This is a genomic window from Amycolatopsis dongchuanensis (assembly GCF_039542405.1).
In the GTDB taxonomy this organism is placed as follows: Bacteria; Actinomycetota; Actinomycetes; order Mycobacteriales; family Pseudonocardiaceae; genus Amycolatopsis_E; species Amycolatopsis_E sacchari.
Genome location: NZ_BAABIB010000144.1, coordinates 1 through 4213 on the forward strand (window position 1 = coordinate 1; position 4213 = coordinate 4213).

Annotated in this window: 3 protein-coding genes; 1 reads left to right on the top strand and 2 read right to left on the bottom strand. The window is 68.4% G+C overall.

From position 1 onward, the window contains the following. Positions 1-614 precede the first annotated feature (614 nt). Complete coding sequence (locus tag ABFX51_RS34235) at positions 615-1094, bottom strand: Lrp/AsnC family transcriptional regulator (protein ID WP_346056243.1); 480 nt, start codon at positions 1092-1094, stop codon at positions 615-617. A 132-nt stretch (positions 1095-1226) separates the two neighbouring features. Between ABFX51_RS34235 and ABFX51_RS34240 the strand changes: the two genes are divergently transcribed. Further along, positions 1227-3539, top strand: coding sequence for a transketolase-like TK C-terminal-containing protein (locus ABFX51_RS34240; RefSeq protein WP_346056244.1), 2313 nt, complete (start codon positions 1227-1229; stop codon positions 3537-3539). A gap of 261 nt (positions 3540-3800) precedes the next feature. Here the strand turns inward: ABFX51_RS34240 and ABFX51_RS34245 are convergent. Continuing rightward, positions 3801-4213: hypothetical protein (locus ABFX51_RS34245; protein ID WP_346056245.1), on the bottom strand; the 413-nt coding region annotated here is incomplete at its 5' end.

Genomic DNA, 4213 nt, shown 5'->3' on the forward strand with positions numbered 1-4213 from the left:
CCCGCCACCACAGGAGCCCCGCCACGCGTGTCAGACCCCAACCCCCGCCTAACTTAGCGGTATTGCCCCACGTCAAGGTCACCCACTGCCACCAACGTCAAGGCCAAGTACACCACTCCGGACGGCACCGTTACGGTCTCACCTTTACAACCTCACAGAACGATGATGGCAACACTGACGGCAACCCACGTGAACACCCAGGACCGCCAGCGTCCGCCACAGTCACCCTGAGTCAGCATCCGGAGCCCATTGGAATCTACTTTCCAAAACGACGCATCGGCCATGAGCTGTCAACACCGAAGCGGCGCCGCGCTATGCCCAGCCCTCGGGAACGGCCCTCAGCTGAGATTCAAGATCCCAATCAGTTGGCCTATTCTTGGGATTTTGCCAATGAGCGCCCTTTTCCAACCATGCCCGCCGATACCGGCGTGCCGACTCCAAGGTCGAATCCTCATATCCGAACTCCACCCCACAGCAATCACAAATATCAAACGTCGCTGTCCGTCCGTCCTCGCCCCAGGGAGGCTCATCCCGGATGAGGCCGCAGACACGACATCTCAGCTGGTCATTGGGCATTGAAGTAATCCAAGTTGGTCGGGTAGCCGTGTTGTGGTCTACTCCCCCGCCACCCGGCGCAGCAGCGGCGTGATTCGGTAGTCGACCAGCTGCCGCATCACCAGGGCGGTGTTCGTGCGCTCCACGCCCGGGATCGCGAGGATGCGGCCCGCCACGCGGTACAGGTCGTCGGCGTCGGAGGCGACCACCTGGATCATCAGGTCCACCGGGCCGGAGATGCCTTGCACCTGCAGCACTTCCGGCACCTCGGCGAGGGCGGCGGCCACCTCGTCGAGCAGGCGCTGCGTGACCTGCGCCGTGATGTACGCCGTGAGCGGGTAGCCCAGCGCCGCCGGCGAGATCCGGTGCTCGAAGGACGTCAGCGCACCGCCGCTCTCCAGCCGCGTCAGGCGGGACTGCGCCGTGTTGCGCGAGATGCCGACGCGGTCCGCGAGCGCGAGCGTCGTCGCGCGCGGGTGCTCGGCCAGCTCGAGCAGGATCCTGGCGTCGACCGCGTCGACGGGGCCGTCATGGGGCATTGTGCTCGCCTTTCCCTCCGCGTCGAGTCGCCGCATTGAGCAGATTGCTCAACGCTGCGTCTCGGTGTTGAGCACCAGTGCAGCAGGTTGCTTCACTGTGAGCAACCTGCACCACGGATCGAGGACGGCCCGATGACGAAGCCCGCTACCACCACCTCCGGCACCGACGTCCTGCGCCGGGTCGAAGACCGGGTGCTGTGGCTGTCCAGCGCCATCATCCACCACGCCAACCGCGTGCGCCCCAACCCGTCCGGGCTCAAGGTCGGCGGGCACCAGGCGTCGTCGGCGTCGATGGTCTCGATCATGACCGCCCTGTGGTTCAACCACCTGCGCCCGCAGGACCGCGTTTCGGTCAAACCGCACGCTTCCCCGGTGCTGCACGCGCTCAACCACCTCCTCGGCGGACTCGACGCGTCCTACCTCCCGCGGCTGCGCGAGTTCGGCGGCCTGCAGAGCTATCCCAGCCGCACCAAGGATCCCGACCCCGCCGACTACTCCACCGGCTCCGTCGGCATCGGCGCGACCGCCCCGATCTGGGGCGCGATCTCCCGTCGTTACGTCGAAACGGCGTTCGGCGGTGCGGGAACCGGCAGGCAGTACTCCCTCGTCGGCGACGCCGAGCTCGACGAGGGCGCGGTGTGGGAGGCGGTGCTCGACCCCGGCGTCGCCGAGCTGGGCGAGATCGTCTGGATCGTCGACCTCAACCGGCAGTCGCTGGACCGCATCGTGCCCAACATCGCCGCCGACAAGCTGCAGGGCATGTTCGCCGCGGCGGGCTGGCAGGTCATCCGGCTCAAGTACGGCCGCCTGCTGGAGGACCTGTTCACCCGGCCCGGCGGCGCGGAGCTGCGGCAGCGCATCGACGCCATGACCAACCCGGAGTACCAGCGGCTACTGCGCTGCGACGCACCCGAACTGCGCCGCCGCCTGCCCGGTGACGGGCCCACGTCGGCCGCCATCGCCCAGCTCCTCGCCGACCTCGACGACACGACGCTAGTCGACGCGATCGCCAACCTCGGCGGCCACGACCTCGACGCACTCGACGACGCGTTCCGCGAGATCGACGACAGCCGGCCGACCGTCATCTTCGCCTACACCATCAAGGGTTACGGCCTGGCCACCAAGGGGCATCCGCAGAACCACTCGGCACTGCTCACCGACGCCCAGATGCGTGAGCTGGCCGACCGGCTCGGCGCCGACCTGGACGACCCGTGGCGCCCCTTCCCCGACGGCAGCCCCGAGCAGGACCTGTGCCGCGCCACCGCGGAACGCTTACGCCGTCCCGAATTCCCGGTGACCGCGCCGCCGCCGGTGCCCGCCGACTTCGGCCGCACCCCCACCGGCACCGCGACGACGCAGGCCGCGCTCGGCCGCGCGCTGCTCGACCTCACCCGCGAGGCGCCCGAAACCGCGCGCCGCGTCGTGACCGTGAGCCCCGACGTCAGCTCCACGACGAACCTCGGCGGCTGGGTCAACAAGGTCGGCGTGTGGTCGGTGCAGGAACGCCCGGACTGGTTCGCCGACGACGCCGAGACGATCCTGCACTGGCGCGAAAAGCCCACGGGACAACACATCGAGCTCGGCATCGCCGAGGTCAACCTCGTCGGCCTGCTCGGTGAGCTGGGGGCGACGTGGAGTCGCTGGGGACAGCCGCTGCTGCCGATCGGCGTGTTGTACGACCCGTTCGTCGAGCGGGCGCTGGAACCGTGGTCGTACGGCATCTACGCCGGCGGGCAGTCCATCCTGATCGGCACGCCGTCCGGTGTCACGCTGGCGCCCGAGGGCGGGGCGCACCAGTCGATCAAGACGCCGTCGATCGGGCTGGAGCAGCCCGGGTGCCTGACCTACGAACCCGCGTTCGCCCTCGACGCCGAATGGACGCTGCTCGCCGCGCTCGGCCAGCTGGGCAAACCCGGTGGGTCGTCGGCGTACCTGCGGCTTTCCACCCGGCCCGTCGACCAGAACCTCGCGAACGTGCCCGCGGACCCGGCCGCCCGCGAACGCCGCCGTCGCCAGGTGGTCGCCGGGGCCTACCCGTTGCGGCGGGTTGCGGGTGCGGTGGTCACGATCGCGGCCATGGGTGCCGTGGTGCCCGAAGCCCTCGACGCGGCTGCCCGGCTGGACCAGATCGGCATCCCCGCCGACGTCGTGTGCGTGACCAGCCCGGATCTGCTCTACCGCGCGGTGCGGGCGCGGCAGGGGCACGAAGAGGCCGAAACCTGGGTGCTGGACCAGGTTTTCCCGGCAGACCGCGCCACGCCGCTCGTGACTGTCCTGGATGGACACCCGCACACGTTGTCGTTCCTGGCGACGATCAACCGCGTCAAGACGACCGCGCTCGGCGTGACGCGGTTCGGTCAGTCGGGGTCGCTGGAGGACGTGTACCGGCACCACGGGCTGGACGCGGACAGCATCGTCCGGGCGGCGCTGGACGTGACCGGATAGAGACGTTTGAAACAGTAAACCATAGGTTGCATTTAGGTTAAGACCCTCTCGTCGTCAATTGAGAGGAGTTGCCGCTATGCTTGGTCCGCTGACAGTGCGCCTGCTCACGGCCAACATCTGGAATATCGAGGGCGACCGCGAACGGTAACGGCCGCTGAGTGACGCCATCCACGCTAACCAGCCGGACCTCGTTTCCCTCCGAGAAGTCGCCCGCACAACCAACTACGACCAGCTCGCATACCTGTTCGACGGCACCGGCTTTCACACGGCGCACCAGACGGACGTCCTGCGCTCGACGCCCACGGCGGGTTCGGTGCTCGCGTCGCGCTGGGAGCCGACATCGATCGAAGGAATCGAGCTACCGCAGGGCATCACCGCCGAGCGCGCGATCGCGGCCACCGTCCCGCTCCCCAGCGGTCTCGACGTCCTCTTCATGGTGGCGAAATCGTCGTGACGCCTGGACTCCGAGGCAGCCCGGGTCGCCCAGGTGCGGCCACCGCCCAGTTCGACGCGAAGCTCCGCTGGCCCGCGCCGAGCATCATCACGGGTGATTTCGACGCGACTCCTGACGCCGACGGCATGCGTTTCCTGACCGGCAAGGCTGCGACCGACGGCAAAGGGATGTCTCGTAACCCGGTGGGCGGCTGGCCGGTCCGGTAGTTGATCATGTTGTG

What these genes read in the sequence shown, in the direction of transcription:
- ABFX51_RS34235 (WP_346056243.1), bottom strand. Translation starts at nt 1,094, where the DNA reads ATGCCCCATGACGGCCCCGTCGACGCGGTCGACGCCAGGATCCTGCTC.
- ABFX51_RS34240 (WP_346056244.1), top strand. Translation starts at nt 1,227, where the DNA reads ATGACGAAGCCCGCTACCACCACCTCCGGCACCGACGTCCTGCGCCGG.